Annotated in this window: 19 protein-coding genes; 11 read left to right on the top strand and 8 right to left on the bottom strand. The window is 54.7% G+C overall.

Annotation, left to right across the window (positions count from 1 at the left end; translation table 11 throughout):
• Nucleotides 1-174: 174 nt before the first annotated feature.
• From ABI582_RS22280 to ABI582_RS22270, 3 genes are read left to right on the top strand one after another with little or no spacing between them, the layout of a single operon-like run.
• Nucleotides 175-1,329, top strand: coding sequence for a caspase family protein (locus ABI582_RS22280; protein WP_442120281.1), 1,155 nt, complete (start codon nucleotides 175-177; stop codon nucleotides 1,327-1,329).
• Nucleotides 1,326-2,384 (top strand): hypothetical protein, encoded by a 1,059-nt coding sequence (locus ABI582_RS22275; RefSeq protein ID WP_060513020.1) that lies wholly within the window; start codon nucleotides 1,326-1,328, stop codon nucleotides 2,382-2,384. The genes ABI582_RS22280 and ABI582_RS22275 overlap by 4 nt, the downstream gene beginning before the upstream one ends.
• Nucleotides 2,377-3,483 carry a ComEC/Rec2 family competence protein gene (locus ABI582_RS22270; RefSeq protein WP_442120280.1) on the top strand — a complete coding sequence of 369 codons (1,107 nt, stop codon included), beginning with the start codon at nucleotides 2,377-2,379 and terminating at the stop codon, nucleotides 3,481-3,483. Before ABI582_RS22275 ends, ABI582_RS22270 begins: the two co-directional genes overlap by 8 nt.
• A gap of 1,248 nt (nucleotides 3,484-4,731) precedes the next feature.
• Here ABI582_RS22270 and ABI582_RS22265 read toward each other — a convergent pair.
• Nucleotides 4,732-5,931, bottom strand: a complete 1,200-nt coding sequence (locus tag ABI582_RS22265; protein WP_442120279.1) for a hypothetical protein — start codon at nucleotides 5,929-5,931, stop codon at nucleotides 4,732-4,734.
• Nucleotides 5,932-5,976: 45 nt separating this feature from the next.
• On the bottom strand, nucleotides 5,977-6,444 hold the full coding sequence (locus tag ABI582_RS22260) for a hypothetical protein (RefSeq protein ID WP_442120278.1): 468 nt from the start codon (nucleotides 6,442-6,444) through the stop codon (nucleotides 5,977-5,979).
• Nucleotides 6,445-6,595: 151 nt separating this feature from the next.
• On the opposite strand from ABI582_RS22260, the gene ABI582_RS22255 reads away from it, so the two are divergent.
• Nucleotides 6,596-6,799: a hypothetical protein gene (locus ABI582_RS22255; protein WP_442120277.1), complete on the top strand. Its 204-nt coding sequence runs from the start codon at nucleotides 6,596-6,598 to the stop codon at nucleotides 6,797-6,799.
• A gap of 375 nt (nucleotides 6,800-7,174) precedes the next feature.
• A complete protein-coding gene (locus ABI582_RS22250) occupies nucleotides 7,175-7,549 on the top strand; it encodes a hypothetical protein (RefSeq protein ID WP_156340939.1) in 375 nt (124 codons plus the stop codon).
• Nucleotides 7,550-7,680: 131 nt separating this feature from the next.
• On the opposite strand, the gene ABI582_RS22245 is transcribed toward ABI582_RS22250, so the two are convergent.
• The 3 genes from ABI582_RS22245 to ABI582_RS22235 all read right to left on the bottom strand — a co-directional run bounded on the left by ABI582_RS22245 (nucleotide 7,681) and on the right by ABI582_RS22235 (nucleotide 9,253).
• Nucleotides 7,681-7,995, bottom strand: coding sequence for a hypothetical protein (locus tag ABI582_RS22245; RefSeq protein ID WP_442120276.1), 315 nt, complete (start codon nucleotides 7,993-7,995; stop codon nucleotides 7,681-7,683).
• Between the two features lie 30 nt (nucleotides 7,996-8,025).
• On the bottom strand, nucleotides 8,026-8,337 hold the full coding sequence (locus ABI582_RS22240) for a hypothetical protein (RefSeq protein WP_442120275.1): 312 nt from the start codon (nucleotides 8,335-8,337) through the stop codon (nucleotides 8,026-8,028).
• 208 nt (nucleotides 8,338-8,545) lie between these two features.
• Nucleotides 8,546-9,253 (bottom strand): hypothetical protein, encoded by a 708-nt coding sequence (locus ABI582_RS22235; RefSeq protein ID WP_442120274.1) that lies wholly within the window; start codon nucleotides 9,251-9,253, stop codon nucleotides 8,546-8,548.
• A gap of 301 nt (nucleotides 9,254-9,554) precedes the next feature.
• Here ABI582_RS22235 and ABI582_RS22230 point away from each other — a divergent pair, with 301 nt between their 5' ends.
• The 5 genes from ABI582_RS22230 (at nucleotide 9,555) to ABI582_RS22210 (ending at nucleotide 19,433) form a co-directional block, all read left to right on the top strand.
• Entirely contained in the window at nucleotides 9,555-13,481 is a 3,927-nt protein-coding gene (locus ABI582_RS22230; protein ID WP_442120273.1) for an NACHT domain-containing protein, read from the top strand.
• Between the two features lie 474 nt (nucleotides 13,482-13,955).
• Nucleotides 13,956-17,534: a hypothetical protein gene (locus ABI582_RS22225; RefSeq protein ID WP_442120272.1), complete on the top strand. Its 3,579-nt coding sequence runs from the start codon at nucleotides 13,956-13,958 to the stop codon at nucleotides 17,532-17,534.
• 758 nt (nucleotides 17,535-18,292) lie between these two features.
• Nucleotides 18,293-18,520, top strand: a complete 228-nt coding sequence (locus ABI582_RS22220) for a hypothetical protein (protein ID WP_019471225.1) — start codon at nucleotides 18,293-18,295, stop codon at nucleotides 18,518-18,520.
• A gap of 233 nt (nucleotides 18,521-18,753) precedes the next feature.
• The gene (locus ABI582_RS22215; protein ID WP_442120271.1) at nucleotides 18,754-18,996 is read left to right on the top strand and encodes a hypothetical protein; all 243 of its coding nucleotides are present in this window, start codon (nucleotides 18,754-18,756) and stop codon (nucleotides 18,994-18,996) included.
• 53 nt (nucleotides 18,997-19,049) lie between these two features.
• Nucleotides 19,050-19,433, top strand: a complete 384-nt coding sequence (locus ABI582_RS22210; protein ID WP_442120270.1) for a hypothetical protein — start codon at nucleotides 19,050-19,052, stop codon at nucleotides 19,431-19,433.
• Between the two features lie 187 nt (nucleotides 19,434-19,620).
• Here the strand turns inward: ABI582_RS22210 and ABI582_RS22205 are convergent, their stop codons facing one another.
• Nucleotides 19,621-20,214, bottom strand: a complete 594-nt coding sequence (locus ABI582_RS22205; protein WP_442120269.1) for a hypothetical protein — start codon at nucleotides 20,212-20,214, stop codon at nucleotides 19,621-19,623.
• 233 nt (nucleotides 20,215-20,447) lie between these two features.
• On the opposite strand from ABI582_RS22205, the gene ABI582_RS22200 reads away from it, so the two are divergent.
• Entirely contained in the window at nucleotides 20,448-21,377 is a 930-nt protein-coding gene (locus ABI582_RS22200; protein WP_442120268.1) for a malate dehydrogenase, read from the top strand.
• Nucleotides 21,378-21,392: 15 nt separating this feature from the next.
• Here the strand turns inward: ABI582_RS22200 and ABI582_RS22195 are convergent, their stop codons facing one another.
• A complete protein-coding gene (locus ABI582_RS22195; protein WP_442120267.1) occupies nucleotides 21,393-22,355 on the bottom strand; it encodes an arsenic resistance protein in 963 nt (320 codons plus the stop codon).
• A gap of 244 nt (nucleotides 22,356-22,599) precedes the next feature.
• On the bottom strand, nucleotides 22,600-23,853 hold the full coding sequence (gene glyA / locus ABI582_RS22190) for a serine hydroxymethyltransferase (protein ID WP_063423692.1): 1,254 nt from the start codon (nucleotides 23,851-23,853) through the stop codon (nucleotides 22,600-22,602).
• Nucleotides 23,854-24,189 lie beyond the last annotated feature (336 nt).

Raw genomic sequence — 24,189 nt, 5'->3', positions numbered from 1 at the left:
TACTTATGAGCTTCTCGGAGATGGCGGAGCGCGCCCAGACTCGTAACGCTCCCTGAGGCCCTCCTGGTTCAGCGGAAGCCAACTGCAGCGAGGGTGCGTGGAAGCAACTCCTAATGATGCTAGCTGTTTGATATGATGGGGGTTTGTGGCATCTAAGGATGAGTGAGCTTCCACATGCCGTTGTTAATACCTGAGGATCTGACGGAGCCTGGCACCCACGCCCTGGTGATCGGCATCAGCGCTTACCAGTTCCTGGAAGGCGGTGACGACGTAAACCCCGATAACGCACATCTAGGATTAAAGCAGCTATCGTCTGGCGCCCGTTCGGCGTCGGAGTTCGCGGGCTGGCTCTTGGACGGCCACAATATGCCTGAGCTTCCTTTGCGCAGCCTGAGGGTGCTCCTTGCACCAGCGCCGGGTGAAGTCATCCACCCTGCGGTTCAGAGCCTGATGAAAGGCTATCACGCACCAACCCGTGCGAACGTTGAACAAGCCATTCTCGACTTCATGAATGCTACCGAGAGCCATTCCGAGAACATGGCAATTATTTATGTCGCTGGACATGGCGTTCAGTTTACGAACGAAGGTGCCGTATTACTGCTGAGCGACTTCGGAAGCCCGAGCCACAAACGTAGCAAATATGCCGGTGCGGTTGACATGACCGCGATCCATAAAGCGATGAATTATGAGGGTAACGCAAATACGCAGTTCTGGTTCTTGGACTTGTGCCGGGGTCTAGCACCAGACACCGAAGACTACGACAAACTAGGCGGAATATTCGAGCTAGATATAAACCGAGGCGAGCCGACTAATACCTCGCCCATGTTTTTGTCCTCCTCCAGTGGTCAAACCGCCTACGGCAGGCCTAATAAAGTCACGCTCTTTAATGAAGCATTGATGGTAGGACTAAAGGAAGGTTACGCTGCAAAAACAGACAAGCCAAACGACCCAACATGGCGCGTATCCACTACGAGCCTTATAGAGTATCTACCATCCGCTGTCGAAATTTTGGCCACCGCACATGGAAGATTACAAAAAGTCGATGTTACTGGCCGGGTTATAAACTCCTGCCTCCATGAATGCCTTTCTCCTCCCAACGTAGATCTCACTGTTACCATTTGTCAAACCAAGAACCCAAGCAACTACTCAGCCGAACTCAGTTTCAGAGGAAATAAAATAGGCCACACGTTAACAAGCTGGCCTACCAAAACAAAGGTTCGCGCTGGGTTATATTTAGTCAAGGTAACTACAGCTTCACCGCCAGACATTCGAATGGATCCCTATAGCATTGAGCCACCTGCTAGCGAGATGGAGCTACCTTTACAATGATCTCCGAGAGCACAAAATATGGACAGCTAAAGGTTGATGTTTTTTCAAAGGTCAACTATGGTGGAACGGCTACCCCAATCGAAATTAGGAATGACGAGCTCGTATTGATTGAGTCTTCACCCAATCAGCGTCTTTTTGACCTTCCCGTAGGCATCTACGAAGTGAGCGCCGTACTTGAAGATGGAAATCGACAGAAACATACGGTGGAAGTTACCGAATCAAAGACCGCTAATGTTTCGCTCAAGCCAAATTTGTCTGTCCAGCCAGCGGCTCCAGCATTAGCTTTCAGCTTTATGTCAGCTGAAAAACTACAGAGCCTTGAAAGTCCGACCGAAGATGTCAAGTTAGTTCGTGCCAGTCGAAATGTTACAATCTACCCTGAAAATGGTTTTTGGATCGTCCGTCACCGGGAAGAAATGGAGCAGGTAGCATATGCTATCATTCAAAAAGGTGAAGATGTATACGACGTAAGCCTTCCAATTAGCGCCGGCGACCACCATCTTTCCGTTACCTGCCATATTAAAACGTCCACTCAGTACCCTAACAAAAAGTTGCAGATAAATATCTCCCAAAGCAGAAGTTTATCGGCAGCCTTGGAAAGCATGTTCATTTCTGGGCAGATCGGCTCTGCCGCAAGGCTTGCAGGCAGCGCAGTCACGACCTTAATGAAAAGATATGTAGATCCCACTGGTGCCATACTAGCTGCGCTCGTACTAAAAAAAGCTGGAAGGCTTGGTTTGTACCAGAGTCAGTTAGAACAAATCATCGCTCAATTTTCCTGGCTACCTGACGCCAAAATATTACTTTCCAGCATCTTGATGGCGAAACCATGCGAGCGCGAAAGGGCCATTCAATTGGCTTACGAGGCAAGCCAGGAGCGAATTCTTTACACCGAATCATTCTCCATACTGATGAGCCTGCTTCGTTACGCACCCGAGACTGAGAACAGTGCCCTTTGCAAAAAAGCGCTAACGAACATTGCCAAAATAGCACCCGAAGTAGATTGGAGTTCAATTTACCTGTGCAAAACCTTCACGGACAATAGCAATGCTTGAGATTCAATTCCTCCCGGCTCGTGAAGGTGATTCGATCTGGCTACGATGGGGACAGGATTTGGCCTTCCAAATACTGGTCGATATGGGAACGGCGAAAACAGGACTTTCGCTACGTAAGCGGCTAGAAGCCCTTCCTGAAGACAGGCGAAATTTTGAGCTTGTAGTCATCACCCACATTGATTGCGATCACATCAATGGCGTACTTTCAGCACTGGTTGACAGTGCCCCTATTCCAGGCATGTCTGTAAAAGATTTTTGGTTCAATGGCTTAGCTCATCTCGAATACACCACTAGTTCCGGTCCGCTTGAGAAATTGGGTGCAGTGCAAGGTGAAAAGCTAAGTGAGTGGCTCAAAGACAAACCATGGAATTTGCAATTTGGTGGCAGGCCGGTATGCAGAGATCCTAACCAAGCGGCCCCGGTGGTAGAGTTAGCGGACGGACTGAAGGTTACGGTGTTAGGGCCTACGCAACAGCGCCTCAAGCAGCTGCTACCGACTTGGCAAAAAGAATGGCGGGAGGCGCTTGCCAAATACAATGACAAAGAAGACGATGAAGATTGCGAACTTGAGGCCTTAGGCGCATCTAAGCAACTCACATTGACAGACACCTTAAGCCTAATAAAACTCGCCAACAAGCGAACCAAATCAGACAACAGTCGAGCAAACGGTAGCAGTATTGCATTGCTGATTGAATATGAAGGTGGCCGGGTATTACTTGGCGGAGATGCTTTTGCATCAGACTTAGTGGAAGCAATCCAAAGCATTAATGCAACGGAGCCTATGAAACTGGATGCATTCAAACTTCCTCATCATGGCAGCAGCAAAAATGTCTCCTGCGAGTTAGTTCAGAGCGTTGTGTGCGATCACTGGATCATTTCAACAGACGGCAATCGTTTTCGACACCCTGATGATGAGGCAGTAGCAAGGCTAATCTATCACAGCGCTGCACGCCCGGCACGTATCGGCTTCAACATCCAGAGCGAGATAAATGAGAGATGGGATAATGAAGCGTGGCGTAAGCAATTCGACTACGTTACGAGCTACGGTGACAGCGATAATGGGCTTACACTGACCTACGGCCCACCTAACCCCCTGTAAGAGCTAGTAATGGGAATGAATTTTGCGACTGATGTACGACAATTTTCGCACACCTCTGTCGACTTGTTTATCCAGTTATGTGACCTGCTTCAGCCGTTGGAAGGCTAATCACTTCCCCAATCGCCCCTTTTTCCCTAATGTCGACTTCTGCCATTGCTCCCAAGTAGATGCTCCTACTCGGGAGTTTGGTAACTAGGCCGGCTTGGAGAAGCAAATTTGGCATTCCCCCCAACAAGCTTGAAACCTCCCATGTTTTGGTGCAAGGGACCACTGCCTACGCAATAAAAGCATCAAAGTCGAAACCAAACTTGCTACAAAGGGGCCCTCTCGTGCATAGCTCTCAATTATGCCCGAATACAAGCAAATAACTTCCCCTGCTTTGACAAGCATGGCGTTACCTGGAAGTTGCATAGGGTTCTTAATCGTGACCAGCCAACATCGCGTTCATTGAAGGATATGTGGAGTGAAGTGAGGATGACGCTTTGCTACGCCTAAGAACTCTCGCAGACTGGCACGCCCGTTTGGCATTATAGCTTCCCTGGCACCTCGGGGGCTTCGTCGAGCAACTGGAGCACGGGCTTCCTGTGCGACGCTCCCAGTAAATTTCAGACCTGTTAGACCGCCATCTCGCTGCAGGTCAGCAAGCTCCGCGCTCAGCTTCAAGATCAAGTCCTTTGCAGGCTCTGCAGAACCTTCACTCACCTGCGCGAGCTTGTCCAGGGTAATGCTCGACTTCAGCTTTCCAAAGCTAGTTCTTTCCTGCTTCACTTCATGGATCAGCATGTCAATGCTGTCAGGAGTCAGAAGGTCTGGTTCCACCTGAGTGATTTCTTTGGTGTGGCCGAACAAGTCCGTCGTGGCATAGGAGTCACGACAGAAGCCACTCGGCTTGTGCCCTTGCCATCGACTGCCTTGACGTACTCATCGGCCAACTTCTGGTAACACTCGCTTGTGACGACAATGGGGCGCGTGAACGGCTTGGTCGCCAGGGTTTAGGCCGTTTTGTCGGTGTAGTTTGTGAGGAACGGTCGGGCAAGGCGCCTGCGGTATGACCCTGCTGACTCACCTGGCTCCTTGGGTAGGTATTTCGTTCCTGCGGCTCGAAGGGTCTCGGTGCCGCCTCGGACAGCCCTGATTAACTCTCGATCATCGTAATATTTTTGGCAGCGCAGCGTTCTAGTTGATACGGACATTCAAATGTCTCTTATGGTGTTTTACTCATTCCACACCACAAGAGACATTCCCTGTTCATGCTGGTGACAAGATAGGCTCTGGATCTTCATCCGGACTTAGATGTTCATCTTTTTTTGTAAAAATAAACTTAGTTTTGTTCTGATCAAAAACATAAATGGCAGCCAGAGGCACAGCTGTCACAAGAACACCCGTTAATACATCAGCTACAGAGTGATTGAATAAATTGAGCAGCGGCACTGATACCAGCGCCTTAGAGAGGAAATTTGCAACATATAGACCTATGACAGTACTCGCAGCGCCGAACAACACAACGGAAACTTTATCATACTTGTCCTCCGCATTACTTAATAGAACTCTCACGCATCGGACAGTTGAAAGTGTACACTCACGAATAATCGAGAGAACAAGCGCTGGCAACTTCACAAGCATAGATATCAGTATCTGAGGGATCGCACTAAGAACGCCGGCAATCCCGCCTTCCACGCCAGCGGCTCTAGCCTGCTCCACGAGCTTTCGCTCTTCAAAGCGCGAACTTAGCTTTGAATACAAATTTGCGCTACGCTCTTCTAAGCCGTCCAGCACCCCCTGCTTATCCGTAATGAGGCCCCGCTGAGTAATATCCTTAATCTCATCTACAAATATATCGACTGTTTCCCCAACTATTACTCCAACTACCTGCTGAGCCGCCATGCGAGCACCAGCATTAGCAACACTAAACCCAATTTCTTTCATCGCCTCACGCCTGATGGCCGCAAGTTCTTTTTGTGCTGCCTCGTACTTTTCCTCTGCATCACTTTTACTAATTCGCACTGACTTCTTATGCACACCGATTACAAAATCTATTTTATCTGGGTCACTTGGATCAGGCGTCCCGTTCTGCTTTATATACTCTAGGAGATCCGTATCACCTTTAGATCCATTGAACGGCTCATCCGCAAACATAAGGTTCTGCTTGAAGTTCATTGCATCGACGATACCCTTATCGTTATTTGCAATCCGAAGAATCAGATCGTCGTATATGGCCTTCTTTGGAATGATATGTTCGATATCCGCCTCTGTGGGAAATAAAGTATTGTGGCGACTGGTATCGTAACCATTCTCCAGCATTGCCCAGGCAACCTTTGCACTATCCCTTTGCTTCTTCAGCTCCATGAAGTTTATGTGGGCAGTCAATCGATGAGGTGCTGGATGATCTTTGTACTCAACAGACAGATCAGAGTATTTCTCCTCGTTACGCTCATCTAAGCCGGACACTAGGGGAACCAGACAAAACGACGAGATAGCCCTGCGCAAAGCTTCCTATTTAGTTTGTTCAAAAATATGATCAACATCTTTTGGCCGTGCAGGAAGCCGGCCTTGGATCTCAGCAATTATTTGATCGGTATCTTTGTCCACCTCAATTGATCTTTTAAAGTAGGACGAGACCCTTTCTGAGCTCAAGCCAATGTAAGAGCCAAATGCTTCGCTTGAACTGTTGTAGGCCAGACCGATATTAAAACTAGCCGTTTCGTATACCGCTACTGTCCCGTCCGACACCAGAGTAACTTTTTCTTTTGTAGCAACAACAAGCGCACTACTAGAAGCGGTCTCTACAACTTCAGACAGGGACTGTCTAGTCGACGAATATGCCTCGACAGCACTTTCAGACATCTTCTGAGAATATTCAACACTTTTATCTTTCGCTTCGCTCAATGCTTCTTTGCCGGTAGCTACGGCGTCCGAGACCATATTGGACAGGGACTCAAACTTTCCCTTGAAAAAACTCATCCCCCAGCTCCTTCTACTCAGCCCAGATGAAGTCAGTATGCCATCATGGCCGCGATATGACAGCTACCTCACGCCCTGGTGCACATTCGTTTGAGGACGATTCCAAATAAGCCTGTAATTCGCTCATCCGGAGCTGGCCGCCTACGGGGCCATGACCCGTGAAGCCCAAGCTCAGGTGCAGCAGGCCATCGCCGAGAAAAGTCAAATTGGGGGCTGGCAAGTTGATTACCAACGCCGCAGTCCTGAACTCAGCAACATGGTCAGCCTGCAGGTCAGTTTCCCGTTACGGCGGGTCGCGGCAGGACCCAATGATCGCCGCTCGCAGGCCCAAGTGCGGCAATTGGAGGACGAATAGGAAGCGGCATTGCGTGATCACCCCGCGCAGCTCGAAGCTACCTGGCGGAGTACCAACGCCTGCAACGGGCGGTGACGCGTAGTCATGAAACCTTGCTGGCGCTGTCCGCTGAGGGTCGATAGGTGCCGGTCGTGGATGAGCGCTCTGAACCCGAACCATTGGCGAAGGGCAGAAATCGGCCAGATGCGGCCCTTCACCTTGTTGGCTTTTTAAATAAGAAGAGCAGTCCAAGAGGTCAAGGAATTCATGGGCGACCGGATTGTAGTTGGCATGCGACAGATCTAAAAGTGCAACGACTATCCAAGGGATAGGCGGCATGATGACTTTTCGCTTATATTCGGACACGTCTATTCCGAAGACTAAGGATCAGTGTGTATGCTCGACCAACAAATTGCACAGGAAGCTGCACTAAAAATTGCAAGCGACGCACAGTTCTGGGCGGCACTTGTTGGCTTTATTGGTGTAGTAGTTGGCTCTGTTCTGTCAATAGCGGGAAACCTTGTGTTCCATTGGTATCAAAATCGTAGAGCTAACTCTCTGGACAATCTAAGAAAAACCCTGCTAAGACAAATGCTTGATAACTCCAATTTCCCAGAAGGACGCTCACTTGAGACTCTTTCTAGAGTCACAGGTGCCGAGCCTGAAGAATGTAGGCGTCTATTAATCGAGATTGGGGCTCGAGGCTTCACGCTCGCACGTGGGGGCGAGGGCTGGACATACGTTAAAAATCGCCAATGGTCAGAACAATAGACTGCGTTTTGTAAACGGGCCCGATCGTCTGCAAAGGGTCGAAAGCAGCCCTTCGCGCGTGGCCGCTGACGACCCATAGCTGCCGGTCGCGACAGGCAGCCACCGGCCAGAAGCGGACTGTCGTCGAGCATTTAACGCTGACTGAGCGCAGCACCTTTTTCCTTCAAGCGCTGGGATATACGGAAGAACATCGCCTCCATGAGAGTCTTGCTTGCAAGGTTCAACTCTTGGTCGATTTCTTGAAGGTCTCTAATGGTGTGGCCTTTTGTTATTGTTGCTGCGAACTCGTTCGCTAGATTTATGACCCTCTCACTTTTTTTGCCTTCAGGGATCGCTAATTCTGTTGTCGCTACAACGTTGGTAGTGAAAGCGAGGTATTGATCCGAGTGAATGGCAAACATTGTTTGATTGTCGTCACCTTTCTTAGCCCATACGTCATGCTGCACTCGATTACGTCGTAATCGTACCAAATCGAGTTAGTTAAGAGCTTTTGTGACGGACTCAAGCTCTGCTCCTGTCAGGTATTCCGCAGCGAGCTTCCTTGCTCCAACTGCCGTTCTCGCTGCGCTTCTGTATTTTTTGAGCTGATTCGCGGCCTCGTCGGGAGTTGTATCTAATAGGACTGCGAATAGGCAATTCAAATTAACCTCTACCTGTGCCCATGATGCGGCGATTATGCCTATTTTCTCAGCAAACTCAGAATTCTCTCGAACGAGATGCGGTCCAATTTCTAGGACAGGGCGTCCCTTCTCATCAAAGATTTGGATTCCGTGCTTCTCTTGCGTCATGAATATTCCATCCGTCGGCTCAAAAAAGGAAACTACTTATTCTGCTTAACAAGATACGGCGCTAGGGTCAAATATTGCTTGTAGCGAGATCTTCAATAAAGTGTAGTTGGTTGTCTGCTCTTGGCCGGCTTCTGCCTATGTTGACCGTCCACTTTGGATCGATAGCTGTCTCTCGCAGCTCAGCCCCTGAGCTAACGAGCATTCATGGTTACGCAAAGGCGGACTCAAAATCACTGAGCGCCTGGTTTACCTTGTATCGAAGCATCAGCGATGCAGAAAGTTTCACCATCGCTTCGAATAAGACATGCCCTGATTCGATCTCACATTGACCAACGCAACGTCCGCCATACTCACCAGGCTCGTACGCGTAGACTGTGTAGAAAACCCTGCCAGACTCACGGTTCAATCCCGCAGTGATATGTGTGACGGTCCCAGTCATCACAGTTGAGTCAGGATGTGAAAACTCCAAGACGTCGTCAAACGGAATAAACATAGCCGAAGCGGACATCACAAAGAGACTCGCGATATCTAATGCTTCTTCAACTTTTCCAAGCTCAGGCGTTGCGTACTCATGCTCAAGAATATTTCTCATGTCGACGACTTTGCGCAACAAGCTTGGTGTCATTAGCCCGAGCGCTCTGATACGTTCTATTTTTTTGGGCACGTTCCATCTAAGTGGCTGGTAGCCAAAAGAGATCAACAACTGATCGAGCTGGCTGACAATGGCACGTTTCGCATTGGTCGTTGCGTTGACAAGAGCCGCCAAGCCGCCTCGTTCAAAATCGTCCTCCGCCAATGATAGGAACTCGGCCGGTGAAGTCTTCAAGTCAGCCATTCCAAAACTGCCACCGCCCAACGCGATCTCACACTTGCTCATGTCAAATTTATGAGCGATGCAAAACTCTTTGATATCCATCTCACTCGAGCCTATTGCCAGGTAAAAGAAACAGTCTATCAGCGCCGACGTACGTTTAACTCAGTCGACGATAGCGGACAATGAGAAAGGGCGCGCCATGCGAAACCCAGGTGGCAAGCGCCTTCGGAGGTGCCCGCAATGCTGCGCCGGCAGCTATCAGCTAAGGGCGGTCGTGCGCGATACTGAGGCTGCTCAGTGGAGAATTTTAGATTTCATCAGGATAGTATCTGGCTAGCTAGGCAGGCTCCAAGTGAGGCTTCGGTAAGACGTGAGTGAATGCGCAAATTTGTTGGTGCACGAGATGATTGAGCGGACGCTATGGTGTGAAACCGAAAATGGCCGAACCAAACTGGCTCAGGGCGAGTTGCGAAAACGGACCGAACCATTGCTCATTCTCGGTGAAGCGGGCATGGGAAAGTCGTATCTGCTTGAATGGTTTGCAAATGCTCCAGGCCATGCACGCTGCACCGCTCGTCAGCTGATCAATCGTCATGACCCGAGAACACTACTAGGTGACGCCACGACTCTGGTGATTGATGGGCTTGATGAAGTGAGCGCCCAAAAGGAGGGCGATGCGGTGGACCTAGTGCTACGCCAGCTCGGACGACTAGGCTGCCCTCACTTCGTTCTATCGTGCCGTGTCGCGGACTGGCGTAGCGCCACTGGGCTAGAGGCTATTCGCGAGCAATATCCAGAGGAGCCGCTGGAGCTGCATCTTGAGCCCTTTGATGATACTGACGCAGCAACCTTTCTAAGTGCCTCGCTCGGGGCCGAGACCGCCGAGACGGTGGTCGAACATTTCAACATTCGCGGTCTCAACGGACTACTTGGCAATCCGCAGACTCTCGAACTCATCTCCCGGGTCGCCGGCTCGGGAAATCTGCCTGAGACACGTAGTGAGCTCTTCAGCCGAGCAGTTGAGGTACTGCGGGTCGAGCACCGGGATGCAAAGGCCTACGGTCAGCTCGCACGAGAAGTAGGGCTTGACGCTGCGGGTGCTGCATTTGCTGGCTTGATCCTTACTGGCAGTGAAGCCATCGTCCGAACTTCCGCAGCCAACTCCGTTGAAGGCGAGTTGCAACTCGCCGATATTTCCTGCCTACCTCAGGGAGAATCCATAGGGGACATGCTTGGCACACGGTTGTTCAGAGCCGATGGTGCTGATCGCTTTGGATATCTACATCGCCGTGTCGGTGAATATTTGGGGGCTCGATGGCTTGCGAAGCAGGCTGATACCCCGGCTAAACGCAGGCGCCTCTTATCAATGTTCCACAGTCATGGTCTCGTGCCGGCAAGTCTACGTGGCATTCATGCGTGGCTCGCTTATGATCCGGCACTTGCTCAGGCGGTGATCGCCGCTGATCCAATGGGCGTGATCGAGTACGGTGATGCAGACGATTTAACGGTCGAGCAAGCTCGCTCACTAATAGGGGCACTAGAGCTACTGGCAACGGACAGTCCTCGTTTTCGCGATTGGGGACCCTATTCTGTGCGTGGAATCATACAGCCCGAGCTAATCGAAGAAATACGGCGACTGATTACCGTACCGGAAACACCGTTCGCTCTACGCCTTCTTGTGCTCGAAGCGGTCAAAGGAAACAAGATTTCTCCAGCCTTAGCAGATGACTTTCGGAAGATCGTTCTCGACCCACAGGCGATTTTCGCGAGCCGGAGAGCCGCAGGTGAGGCGCTTTCTGAGCTAGATGGTGAAGAAGATTGGTCGACTATTCTCTCCGCATTACACAGTTATGACGATGAGCTCTCGATTCGACTGGCAATCGAGCTGATCGAGGACATTGGTTACGAGCTGATCCACGATAACCTTGTAGTCGACCTTGTAGTTGCTCATGCCCGAAATGACGGTCGCACGATTGGCGTGTTATCAGGCCTAAAGAGGCGTCTTCCTGATCTTAGGATTGAAGGTATCCTTGACCGTTTAGCTATGGTGGCAAAGACGCTTGGTAATCGGTATGAACGCCCCGGAAATTACGTCCTAACTGATTTCGCATATCACCTGATCGCACGTGCCGTGGCGGCCGGTGGCGTCACGGCCGAAAAAATTTGGTCTTGGCTAGAACCATTTGATGCCAGCGTCGGATATCAGCGCGAATCTCGTCAGCAACTAGATGCCCTCATCCGGGGCGATGTTTATTTTCGCCAGGCCATACAGCGCTACGTACTGTTCGAACGGCCTAGTGATCAAAGTCCTTGGCAGCTGGCCTGGGAATTGAACCGGCGGTCCTCCGGTTTTGCGGCGACCACGGCTGACGTCGTTGCGTTACTTGAGGTGCTTGATCCTTCAGATCACAGCGATGAACGTTGGCGCGATTTGGTTCAGCTCACTCCGCACGACGATGAAATAGGTGCCGAGGTTCGTGCAGCCGCAAGGCCATTCGCTGCACACTGCCCTGACCTATTGAACTGGATCGAAAGGCTTGCCAAGCCGGTTATACCCGAATGGAAGATCGAGCAAGCTGAAAGCGAACGTATCCGCCAAGAAAAGCAAGCTGCCGCGCACGCCCAGCACCGAAAGAGCTATGCGACTTGTATTGATCAAATGGGTGTCGGCGACTTCGGGACAATCATCGATCCGGCCAAAGCCTATCTCAATCTGTTTAATGATGTCGGAGACGAAGTGCCTGCCCACGAGCGCGTTGCTCAATGGCTTGGCGACGATATCGGGGATGTTGCGCATGTGGGGTTCGAAGCATTTATGGTGCTTGAACCAGCCACGCCCACAGCGCACGAGATTGCGGAAGGTGTTGCACAAGGTCAGTACTACGAAGCTGGCTACATTATCGTTGCTGCGCTTGCCGAGCGCTTTCGGAAAGGCGTAGGGTTCGATGATCTTTCTGATGAGCGCCTGATGGCGGGACTGTTTGTACTGCGCCGAACTTGCATCGACGACCACGCAGGGATTGTCGGTCTCAGAGAGGCGATCGAGGCCGCTATCCAGGCTCGCGGAGGTTGGGGGGACGCAATGCGGCTCTACCATGAACCTCAGCTTCAAGCGCGCTGTGAATCAGTAGACGGCCTCTATGCACTTGTGCGAGATGAACGTCATGCAGAACTTGCTGCTGAGCTTGCTGCCGAATGGCTAAAGCGCTTCCCAGATCTTCCGGTCGGACCGGAAGCAGAGTTGATCTATCGGCTTATCCGCTCGGGACGATTCGAGGTATTACGCCGCGTTGCCGTTGGTCGCGTAAAGCTGACTGACGATGAGCGTAGGCGCAACTGGGATACGATTGGCCTTGTCGTCGATTTTGAGCAGACGGCTGCGCGGCTGAGTGTTTCCCAGATTGAACCAGAGCTGCTCTGGCATTTGCGTGATTCCACAGGTGGACATTCTGACGACGGCTCCTATGTTGCTCTGGGGCCAGCGCAGCTTGAATGGATCATCACTACATTCCGCCCGCGTTGGCCAATGGTTAATCGTCCAAGCGGGACTACCGGGGGCAATACCAATCCCTGGGATGCGAGTAATCATCTGATCCATCTAATCCGTCGTCTAGGCAATGACACCAGTGAAGATGCAATCGCTGCGTTGATGCGCTTGAGGAACGCGCCAACCGACGGTTACACCGAGTCGATTAAGATTGTTGTCGCAGAGCAAGCGCGCATCCGTGTCGAATCATCTTATGCTCCTCTCGCGCTTGAAACGATCAATGCGATTACACGTAATCTTCTTCCTGTATCCGCCGCTGATCTGCAGGCGTTGGTGCTCGAGGAGCTTTCGATCGCCCAAGCGAAGGTCAAGAGCGACGATGCCGAATCATGGCGTGGCTTCTATGATGACAACGGTACGCCCTTCGCGGAGGAACGCTGTCGTGATCATCTTCTTGGGCTGCTTCGCCAAGGATCGAAAGAGATCACGTTTGATCCTGAGGCGCATGTCGCTGCAGACAAGGAAGTCGATATTGCCTGTTCAGCGGGTGCACTTAGGATACCGATCGAAGTGAAGGGGCAGTGGCACCCGGAACTCTGGAGAGGTGCGGACATGCAGCTTGATGCACTCTACACCCGAGATTGGCGAGCAGAGGGTCGTGGCATCTATCTCGTCCTCTGGTTTGGCGATCAGAATCTGCCAAACAAGTGCCTTAAAAAACCAGGGCGAGGTACGGAGTCACCTCAAACAGCGAGTGAGTTGCGGGAGATGCTCATTACCGGAAGCAAATCAGTACGTGAGGGACGTGTGATTGTTTTTGTGCTTGATCTGGTGCGCTCTTAGCCGAAAGTCAGCAAGATGGCGGGAGTTAGGACGACCGTTGCCTGACGTGCCGAATGTTGAACGCCTGTAAACTGCCGTTCGATGCTAGATATGGGTAGACGGAGCCGAATCACAGTGTGAATACCGCTGGGTGAAAAGCTATAAGACATCATATTCCTGGCGCCCCCTGTTTCATAACTTGCACTTCCGGGAGTAATGTCTTCACGAGATATCGTCCTCTAGTCGCCGCTTGGAGCGAATGCGCGACGAATTGTTTTTGGCCATCGGAAAGGGAGGTTTGGTTTGGCGACAAGAGCTGGCTCTCATGCGGGACGTGGGTTTCGCTATCAGGATGCGGTTGCGGCAAGCCTTGCTGTGGAAAACTTAGTCGGCCAGCTTGGTTACGGCAGTGTCGTCCCTGAAGGGGGTGACGATCTTGAGGTCCGGACGGCCAGCGCTAGAACGCTCGCGCAGGTCAAGTCACGACGCGACCACATGGGGCCGTTTTCAGCTCGTTCAGTGGCGGGCTTCGTCACGAAAATGTGGGAAGGAGAAGGGCTTCCTGGCGACCAATTTCTGCTGGTGCTCGAAAGTAACGTTGGCGAACGTCGCACTGCCATCCGCCAGTTGCAGGACCTTTCCGCCTATCCGACCGTCGTAGCCCAGCTGAAGGGACGCAAGGGGCTGGCTGGCCTCATTGCGCGAACCAAGGTGCTTGTGCTGCCTGACCCTCGCGGAAGCGCATTAGCCCAGATTTCGGCTAGGCAGGACTGCACCCCCTTCGAAGCCGAGATGTACTTCGCGGACCTCTTGGGCGTGGTGGGGCATCTTTCTGATGTAAATGGTACTCGGCCGGAGAACGCCTATCTTGGGCTTGCAGTATCTGATGTTCAGCAGCGGTTCGATGCGCTACAGCCGCTTTTGACCTCAGCACTAGTCGAGGCAGCGCTAACTGAGGGCTTGTGTTCAGCTGTGGACTTCCTGACTCCTGATGAGGATCCGCAGTTCTACCTGGGTGTCGATGCGCAGGCATCACATGTAGCAGCAGGACTTGTTGTGGAACGCCCTGAGCTCCGTGCAGCCGTTCTCCAAGGACTGGAAAGCCGCAGAAACGCGCTCATTCACGGTGCTTCCGGCTCAGGAAAGTCAGCAGTTCTTTGGGAAGCCGCGTATGCTAGTCGCCACGCAGTGCGTTGGTTTCAGATTCATCGTCTGCCGACGACAGCAGTTGCGTCACTTGTCCAGCTTGCTCGCTCCAGACGAGCGACTGCAGATGCGCCCGTCGGTTTCATCATCGATGACGTGGGGCGAGGGTTCTCGGAGGGTTGGACCGCGTTGACTGCGGAGGTAAATCGCACTCCCGGGCTGCTGCTTTTGGCATCTGTACGAGAGGAGGATCGCTATCCGCTGGTAGATAACCGTCGCGCTGCCCAGGTCAAGGTTCAGGGCGACGACACTCTTGCTGAACGAGTGTGGCGAGAGTTGAGGGGTAGAGGGCAAACCGCTTGGCAAGGATGGCGAGAACCTTGGGCGCTGGCGGCTGGCCACCTACTTGAGTACACCCACGTGCTTACCCAGGGGCATCGATTGAGCGAGACGCTGCACGAGCAGATTGCTGCGCGGATGAACGACGTCACTCGACACGACGAGCTGGATGTCTTGAGGATGGTGGCTTGTGTGAACGCTGCGGGTTGCAGTGCCGATGTGTCAGTATTGCCTCGCGTCTTGTCCAAACCAGCGACTACGGTCTCGCTAGCGCTGACCAGACTCAAGGATGAGCACCTGGTTCAAGACACACATGACGGCAGGATAGTGGGGCTGCATGAGTTGAGATCTGCAGAGCTACTTCGTCTGTCCCACGAGTTCGCGCCGCCCTTGTTGTCGACTACGGTCGCAACTGCAGTTTGGCTGGTCTCCGCATCCGAGATGTCTCGGTTCCTTGAGCGCACGCTCTCTAGGCACGAGGGATGCGATGACGAGGTAATTGAAGGCCTGGCACTTAGATTGGAGGCAGCACCGAGAACGACGCTCCTCAGCGCAATTCTGACAGGGCTGGATCACACGAACGCGCATCGGGTGATCGGACGATGGCTCCAGACCGCCGAAGCACTTGCGATGGCGAAGTCGTTGCTGGGAACGCCTGCTGGAATTGCGATCGGCGACGTCGAGCCACCAGATATCGGTCCGATAGTCTCGGTATCTCGACGCTTTACTGAAATCAGGACTGAGGTCATCGCTTCAGGTTTGACCGCTCGCTTTTTGGCTCGGTTAGCTCCAAGCGATCTGCGCCGCACGCTCCAGGCGGGGAGCAGCATGGGGGACTTGACCCGGCTCATGGCTTCTCTACTCGGCCAAGTCATCCCAGCTTCGCACTTGAGGGAGCTGGCCACACATTCCCCACCGCTTGTCGACGCGGACTTTCAAGCCATAGTTTCGCTACTAAGAGTCACAGCAAGGGTCGACAGGGCGCTGGCGATCAGTTGGGTCGATGCAGTAGGGCAAGAGGTGTTGTTCCAGCGCTTCTGCGACCATGTGGCATGGGCCGAAGCGCCGCGTCTGAGCCCATGCGAAGAAGGTAAAGAGGTTCGCTCAGACTTCTGGTATGTAGCAACCTCCGTGCAAACCGACCTTAATCACGAGGTGTATCAGACTTGTGAGAGCTTGCTGGCGCTGACACCTGCAGCAGATATTGTCTCCAGCAACGCGCTCGGAGCTGACGGGCGCATCGTCCCGTCCACAATTGGAGGCTACCCGCTTGCTTGCAAACGCATGCCCAGAGCGAACGTTCCTGCGCCCGAACAGGTTGCCCGCAATCGTGCGTGGCTGGCCATTCTCAACGCGGAATTAGCTGCTAAGAGCTACACCGCATATCTAGCGCAATGCCTGGATCTGCTCAATTTGCTCGTCCCGAACCTCAGAGCCCTGCTTGACGGGCAATTCAGAGGGAAGACTGATACAACGGCACTCAACGTTTTGGGGCGCGTATACGACGTTGCTATCAGCTTGGTGGCGCCACAGGAGGAGCAGCCAACTGCTGAGGTTCAGAGCTGGTCGAGGCTGCCATCGATCCTGTCCAGCTGCTCCACGGACCTCGTCCGGAGGTTTCTTGCGCTGCCGCAGGGTGCTTCGGCCTACATGGGGTGGCTTGCAGACCTAAAGAAAAGCATCACGATTGCGGCGTCCGAGGAGTCATGGGATGTGTTGTCAATCGAGGCTCCGAAAGAGTTGGATGAGCTACGGCGCCTCGTGGAAATGTTTCAGACCATGGCCGGTGAGTCCGAGAAAAGAGGGCTGCATCCGTTCCTCACCCACCGCTGCCAGACGGCCCCAAAGGGAAGTGCGCTTGGCAAAGCTGCACTTGCAGCGCGCCGATATCGCGAGGCCGAGTTCAATAACTTGGAAGGTAGACTAAGGGCCGAGCTGACCGCGATAAGCCCTGGCATCGGCGTTCATCTGCTGCCTGAGGCTACCATTCCCGGGGTGTGGCCGCCTGCGGATGTGTTGGTCACCTTGCCTGTGAACACCGATGGAACAGGCGTGGATCTAGAGAGTGGCTGGCCAGCCTGGCGCGCTCTCGTTGATGACGGGCGCAAGATTTGCGTCCTGCCGGTCATGAACAAGCTCGGATTGACGAATCTCGCTACATCTGGCTTCGACAGTCTGTTCCCTGTCCTACCAAATGAACTGGCGCAACCCTGGTGTGCCGCCGCAGGACTCCAGGCAGCTCCACTGGATTCGCTAAACGTATTTACTCGTCTCACCAATCCGTTGGCAGAGCTCCAAGGTATTGATGCGTATTGGAGCAGCAAGGGAACCAGGATGCCCGAGGAGGAACGCATCTATCGGGCGATCTTCGAGACTCTCAACGAAGCGAGGGAGGCTTGGAGCAACTTGGCGCTCACGGATGACATCAAGGAGGCTGGCCTGCAACTTGTGGATGCCGCTCTTCAAGGCGAGCTCTCGATTGCGAATGCCGCTGCAAGGCTGCTGCACGGCGAGCGGACCCAGACTATCGAAGCCATCGAGTCATTCGTCCTAGCACTTACCGTGTTCGACTGTCAGCGCAGTGCATAAGCTCGGCAATGAAAGCTATTGATGACCACCCTCCTGCTGAATGTGGGTGGCTCGGCGTATCACTTTGAATTCCTTCCAGACTGGTCTGCCGCAAGTCAGGGCTTTTTCACGATGGTTCGCCATCTGGAAATAGGCTGAGGATAATTTTAGAGATAATGAGTCATACCCTGAAGAACAATACCCATTGAATTCAGCCTCTTTCGTGTTGATACGATTCCTGTCTCCGCACCAGTTCAGCAGATTTGATGCAGCTTTTTCTCATCACGATCTCCGTCTGCTGAACTTGGTCCTGCTGCGTGACATCAGACGCCATGCTCCCTGACTTTTCCTACGACACTCAGCGGCCATTCACATAGCCCCGAACCTTGCATTGCAACCCCCGCAGCGATACCGTACTCAAGTCGCGGCCAATTCCGCGACCGGGTTTGGCGACCCGAACGAAAAGGCGCATCGGCGCCCCCGACCACGATTGCAGGCGCTTTTTTTGCGTCCGCAGTTTCGTGTAATGGCGGCTGTGCGTGGGAGACCTTCGGGTCTGCCGAGTTCCTTTTCCTCGGTTCGCCAACCTGCGTACAGCTGCCACCCTAATCGTTTGGCAACGGTTAGCGTGGTGCTTCAATCGAAAAGGACCGCATGCATGCTCATCTCAAGTCCATCCAGGATCCTCGCATTCGTTCTCCACCGTCGTACCTCGACAGTCCCCGGCTACTTCACCGTCAGCAAATCCAGCTCCGTCTCCGCCCAATCGGAGGCACGCCATGACTGATCAAGAACGCCTCTCCACCATCCAAAGCTACGCCTGGACCCTGGAACTGCTAGGCGAGGCCCTGGTCCAGCACGATGAAATGCTGGAGTGCGAACACAATCCACAATTGAGCTTTCGCAACACGGCCGGTATCCATCAGGCGATTCGGATTATCAGCCGGCTGGCCAGTGAGCAGTGTGGGAAGGTGATGGAGCGGAACGGCCATGAGTTGGAGGGATAGGGGAGGTCGTTGATGAATGGGGGCCAGATGTCGGGGTTGCAGCTGGCTCCTTCTGTCGAAGGCCGATGGTGGGTTATTCCTGCCAGGCCGGGGTATGGGGCTGCTGCGCAGCCCATCGCAGGCAAGCCAGCTCCCACACCGGCCGCATCGAACCCATTCCTTGTGTACTACCGGGGGTATGGGGTAGCAAGAGGCGGACGATTTCCCGTCACGGTCAAGAAAAGGAAATCACCATGTCCAACCACCACTGGAATGACTGGGCCGGCGGACTGACGCTATTCCTTCAGGCAATCGTCTATATCCCGCTGCTTTTCATCATCCTGATGCCATGGCTTTGCCTGGCGCAGGTCAAGCTTGGGAGAATTCCTTTCTTCCCGGGGTTTTTCCAGGCAATGGCCTCGACCGGGTGGCTGGTTGCTTTTGGGCTTGTGGGCCTGGTAGTACTGTTTGTTGTGGTTCGCAGCTTGCTCCGATGATTTACCGGCAGCTAGCTGCTCCCCGTTCCATCCAACATCGAGAATACATCGCTATGGAAAGCACTTTCGCCCAAGTCAAAGACCGGCTGCACAATCGTCGTTTTGCAGTCGCCAACAATGCCCAGGGCCTGTCTGGCACTGGCACAGTTTTCCATTACCAGGTCGATGGTGTTGCGATCACCAGCACCTACCAGGGTGGCCGGATTCGGACTGGCCACCAGGTGGGTCGAGTAACTGGCCCCGATACCATCGAGCTGCTTTACCACTGCATCACTAACGACGGCGAAATGCTCGCCGGTTGGTCACGTGGCAGGGTCATGGTCGATGATGCGGGGCGTACTACGCTCCATTTCGTATGGGGTTGGTTGTCGGGGGCACAGGGTGGTGGGGAGTCAAACTACGTTGAAATCGAAGCGGCGGACGCTCTGGTCGATTAAGCGAGGGGCGGCCATGAGCCCAGGCATATAAGTAGAAATGCAGAAGGAATCCGTAGGGTAGGGATGGCAGTGGGCCACCCCTGCCGTGACCAGTGAAGTAGATCAGGATCTACCGGTTGTTGGAAGTGGCACAGGGTAGTATGTCTGGGCCTGGAATGGGGCCCGCTTGGATACTGGCCGACGCTTGTCAGTCTGCATTGAGCCAGTCGACTTCCCGCTCCTGAATGATCAAGCTCAGGTCACTTTGATGGGCGGCGGAGTAACAAGCCAGGAATGCGCCGACTGGGTACAAGTAATGAGCTTCGACTGGGTGCCCGTCGGCGCTTGTCAGCTTGATATCACAATCAGTGCCTTCGCACTGCGTCAGGTCGAAAGGTTGACCGGTTTGGGCATCGATAATGCTCCATAGGGAAGGATCACTGGCTGTTATGGGCTGCACAGTTATCACGCCATTGGCATTGGTGAACACGCCTTCGCCCAGATGCTCGCCGCTGCGTAGGTAAAGCCGATAGCCGCCATCAAAATGGCGGAAATACAGAAGCAGCGATTGCGCACTGGGACCCCTGTCAAAGGTCAACAGCCCGCTGTCCTTACCTAGTTGCCAATCGTCGTCTGAGCAATTGAACATGCCAATGGCACGGCTGCCATCGATGTCAGGATCAAAACTGTCGATGGGACTGCTGAGAATAATGGGCCCTGTGCACATGCTGTCCAGGGTATTCAGAGGGCTTCCGGCAATTTGCAGGATTGCGGTGAATGACAGGTTCTTGTGATCGGCCATGGTGTTTTTCCGGTTGGTGAGCAAGACGGACAGGCTAAGCTGACCTGAATGGTGCGCCCATCCGGAACTGGTTCCGCGCGGCTTCGGGATGGTGAAGGACAAGGCCAGCTAAGGCAGGTTGAGGCTTGGATTCAGCCAGGCATCATCTTGGGTGGTCTTTTCGCTTCAGCGGTCAATACTTCCCTGTATACGCAGGCGTGTTCCTGGTGGCACGCGCCGCTGGGAGGTGTCAGGTGAACAAGCTAACAATCGTGGGCGCCGGCTTGGTCGGCGAGGCGGCGGCGCAGATCATTGCCCGGGACGAGTTGTGCCGTGAGCTGGTGCTGATGGACGTGCAGGGTGAGCTGGCGCAGGGCAAGGCGCTGGACGTGTGGCAGGCAGCCGTGGAATCAGGCTCCGATACCCGGGTTTACGGCGGGGCCAAGGCCGACATGCTGGACGGTTCCGAGCTGGTGGTGATTACCGCGGGCGTGCCGCGCAAGCCTGGTCAGTCGCGCCAGGATGTACTGAGCATCAACCTGCCGATCCTCGACAGCATCATGGCTGACATCAAACAGCATGCGCCGGCAGCCACGGTGCTGGTGGTGTCCAACCCGGTCGACGTGCTCACCTACCGCGCCTGGAGCGTCAGCGGCCTTGGGCGCGACAAGGTGTTCGGGCAGGCAGGGGTGCTGGATACCGCGCGCATGAAGTGTTTCATCGCCGAACAGACCGGGTTTTCTGCCCGGGATATCACGGCGCTGGTGCTGGGCGGGCATGGCGACAGCATGGTGCCGCTGATGCGTTACTGCCAGATCGGCTCGGTACCGCTGTCGCACTTCCTGTCCAGTGAACAGATCGAGCAGATTGTCGAGCGCACGCGCAAGGGTGGCGGCGAGATTCTTGGTTTGAAGAAGCTGGGCAGCGCCTGCGATGCACCGGGTGTGGCCATTGCGCAGATGGTGGATGCCATCGCCAATGGGCGAAACCGCATCTTGCCGGCGGTGGCGATTCTGCAGGGTGAATACGGGCGCACGGACATTGCCATGGGCGTGCCCTGTGTACTGGCAGACCAAGGGCTGGCGCGGGTGATCGAGTTGCCGCTGGATGCGCAGGAGCAGGCGATGTTCGACCATTCGGCGGATCAGGTGGCGCGGGATATTGCCGAGATGAAAGCTTTGTGAGCGGAGCAAGCGGCGTCAGCTGGATCTGCGTATCAGTCTTGGCACTGCCCGCACGTAGATCAGCTCACTCACCAGTTCCACCAGCGTCTGGGTAATCACTGCCGCTGCGGCCAGCCCACGCATGTCTTCAGGCAACGCCAGCGCCAGCGGCAACACCACCAGCGAGTTGCGCGTGGCGGCGCTGAACATTACCGAACGCGCTTCGGTGGCCGGCAGGCGCAGCAGCCGCGCCGCGATGAAGCCGAGCCCTGGCGCCAGCAGCATGAAGCCGATGTACACCGGGATCACCGGCAGCAAGCGGTCGAAATCACGCAGCACCACGGCAATCTGCGAAGCGATCACAACCACCAGTACCAAGGCCATCGCCGGCACGGGCAACCACGCCCAGGCGTCATTCCAGGCCGCGACTGCGCGCGAGCGGCGGGCACCGAGGCTGGTGAGCACGGCAAGCAGCATGGGCAGCACGATCAGCAGCACGAAGGCTTCCACGAACGGGGTGATGGAAATGGCCACGTTGTTGCTGTCTCCCAGCATCAGGGCCAGGTAGATCGGCAGCAGTGCCAATTGCACCAGCAATAGCACGGGTGTGGCGGCCAAGATCAGGCGCGAGTCGCCTTTGCCGATGTGGGTGAACACCACCACGTAGTCGATGCAGGGTGTAAGCAGTACCAGCAGGGCGCCGACAAGGATCGCCGGGTGCTCGACTAACCCGCGGGTGATCGCCCAGACCAACAGCGGCACAAGAATGAAGTTGGCGAGCAGCAGGGCGCCCATGAAACGGCGATTACCCAGGCCCTGGCGCAGGTCGAGGAAAGGGATTTGCAGAAACATCGCGTACATCAGCACGGCAATGGCGGGGGTGACCAGGGTTTCCAGGTGGCGCGCGCTGTCGCTGGCCATCAAGCCGAAGGCAACGGCTGCGAGCACGGCAGCGAAGTAGATCGGGATCTGGTGGGTCTCGAGTTGTTCTCTGGTCAAGGGGTGGCCTGTGGTTGGTAATGTGGAAGCAACTTGAATTGAGCCCAGGTAGTGAAGGCAAGCATATTACCTGTGGGAGCGGGTTCACCCGCGAACACCGGCGTAGCCGGTGCCATCCACCTCGTTGCCCTCTTCGCGGGTAAACCCGCTCCCACAGGGACCGCGACAGGTTAGCGAACCTGGTTCATGAAAAACAAAAAAGCCCGGCACTGGGCCGGGCTTCTTTACTTCAGGCTGGCGCCAATCAGTTGCCGTAAACCGGCAGCTTCTTGCAGATGGCCTTGACCTTCTCACGTACGGCGTCGATCACCGCTTCGTTGTTCAGGTCAGCCAGGATGTCGCAGATCCAGCCAGCCAGTTCCTTGCACTCGGCTTCCTTGAAACCACGGGTGGTAACGGCTGGGGTGCCGAAACGCAGGCCCGAGGTGACGAACGGCGAACGAGGGTCGTTCGGTACCGAGTTCTTGTTGACGGTGATGAAGGCTTTGCCCAAAGCGGCGTCAGCGTCCTTACCGGAGATTTCCTGCTTGATCAGCGACAGCAGGAACAGGTGGTTCTGGGTGCCACCCGACACCACGTCGAAGCCACGCTCGATGAATACGCTGGCCATGGCCTGGGCGTTTTTCACGACCTGCTGCTGGTAAGTCTTGAACTCAGGCTGCAGGGCTTCCTTGAAGCAGATGGCCTTGGCGGCGATGACGTGCTCCAGCGGGCCGCCCTGGGCGCCTGGGAAGACAGCGGAGTTCAGCTTCTTCTCGATGTCGGCGTTGGCACGGGCCAGGATCAGGCCGCCACGTGGACCGCGCAGGGTCTTGTGGGTGGTGGTGGTGACCACGTCGGCGAACGGAACAGGGTTCGGGTACACGCCAGCGGCAACCAGGCCGGCAACGTGGGCCATGTCGACGAACAGGTAGGCACCGACCTTGTCGGCAATGGCGCGGAAGCGGGCGAAGTCCAGAACCTGCGAGTAGGCCGAGAAGCCGGCAACGATCATCTTCGGCTTGTGCTCGACCGCCAGGCGCTCGACTTCGTCGTAGTCGATCAGGCCGTTGCCGTCGATGCCGTACTGGATGGCGTTGTACAGCTTGCCCGACGAGCTTACCGAAGCACCGTGGGTCAGGTGGCCACCGTGGGCCAGGCTCATGCCCAGGATGGTGTCACCGGCCGACAGCAGGGCCAGGTAGACAGCGGCGTTGGCCTGGGAGCCAGCGTGCGGCTGGACGTTGGCGTAATCGGCGCCGAACAGTTCCTTGGCACGGTCGATGGCCAGTTGCTCGACGATGTCGACGTACTCGCAACCACCGTAGTAACGCTTGCCCGGGTAGCCTTCGGCGTACTTGTTGGTCAGGACCGAGCCCTGAGCTTCCATGACTGCCGGGCTGGTGTAGTTTTCCGAAGCGATCAGCTCGATATGCTCTTCCTGGCGCAGGGCTTCTTGCTGCATGGCTTCGAAGAGCTCGGCGTCGTACTTGGCAATGGTCAAATCACGGCTGAACATGGCGGTCCTCAAGGATCGGGGTAGTTTGGGGGGGCATTCTAACCGATTGATTCGCAGCTGGCATATGAAGTGGCATCAAGTCGCGGACCAATGGGGCTCATGTTGCATCCCGCGCCGTGTCTGGGCTGGGTGGGCGTCCGAGTTGACTTTCAGGTCCGTTTTTCCTGGCGCAGCTTTCAGGCTGGCGCGGTCCCTGTAGGAGCGGCCTTGTGTCGCGAAAGGACCGCAAAGCGGTCCCGGCGATGTCGGCTGCAGAGCCTCTATCGTGGGGCCGCTGCGCGCCCCTTTCGCGGCACAAGGCCGCTCCTACAAGAGTCCGCGCAGGGCGGGAGACCG

Source organism: Pseudomonas sp. SAS7 (assembly GCF_052112345.1).
In the GTDB taxonomy this organism is placed as follows: Bacteria; Pseudomonadota; Gammaproteobacteria; order Pseudomonadales; family Pseudomonadaceae; genus Aquipseudomonas; species Aquipseudomonas putida_Q.
This window is presented reverse-complemented; position numbering and strand designations above follow the sequence as displayed.

Coding starts and splice junctions, on each gene's coding strand:
- ABI582_RS22235 (WP_442120274.1), bottom strand. CDS start 9,253: ATGGATATCAAAGAGTTTTGCATCGCTCATAAATTTGACATGAGCAAG.
- ABI582_RS22205 (WP_442120269.1), bottom strand. CDS start 20,214: ATGGCCGATCACAAGAACCTGTCATTCACCGCAATCCTGCAAATTGCC.
- ABI582_RS22230 (WP_442120273.1), top strand. CDS start 9,555: ATGATTGAGCGGACGCTATGGTGTGAAACCGAAAATGGCCGAACCAAA.
- ABI582_RS22275 (WP_060513020.1), top strand. CDS start 1,326: ATGATCTCCGAGAGCACAAAATATGGACAGCTAAAGGTTGATGTTTTT.
- ABI582_RS22280 (WP_442120281.1), top strand. CDS start 175: ATGCCGTTGTTAATACCTGAGGATCTGACGGAGCCTGGCACCCACGCC.
- ABI582_RS22250 (WP_156340939.1), top strand. CDS start 7,175: ATGCTCGACCAACAAATTGCACAGGAAGCTGCACTAAAAATTGCAAGC.
- ABI582_RS22260 (WP_442120278.1), bottom strand. CDS start 6,444: ATGAGTTTTTTCAAGGGAAAGTTTGAGTCCCTGTCCAATATGGTCTCG.
- ABI582_RS22210 (WP_442120270.1), top strand. CDS start 19,050: ATGGAAAGCACTTTCGCCCAAGTCAAAGACCGGCTGCACAATCGTCGT.
- ABI582_RS22270 (WP_442120280.1), top strand. CDS start 2,377: ATGCTTGAGATTCAATTCCTCCCGGCTCGTGAAGGTGATTCGATCTGG.
- ABI582_RS22215 (WP_442120271.1), top strand. CDS start 18,754: ATGTCCAACCACCACTGGAATGACTGGGCCGGCGGACTGACGCTATTC.
- ABI582_RS22225 (WP_442120272.1), top strand. CDS start 13,956: ATGGGGCCGTTTTCAGCTCGTTCAGTGGCGGGCTTCGTCACGAAAATG.
- ABI582_RS22240 (WP_442120275.1), bottom strand. CDS start 8,337: ATGACGCAAGAGAAGCACGGAATCCAAATCTTTGATGAGAAGGGACGC.
- glyA (WP_063423692.1), bottom strand. CDS start 23,853: ATGTTCAGCCGTGATTTGACCATTGCCAAGTACGACGCCGAGCTCTTC.
- ABI582_RS22255 (WP_442120277.1), top strand. CDS start 6,596: ATGACCCGTGAAGCCCAAGCTCAGGTGCAGCAGGCCATCGCCGAGAAA.
- ABI582_RS22220 (WP_019471225.1), top strand. CDS start 18,293: ATGACTGATCAAGAACGCCTCTCCACCATCCAAAGCTACGCCTGGACC.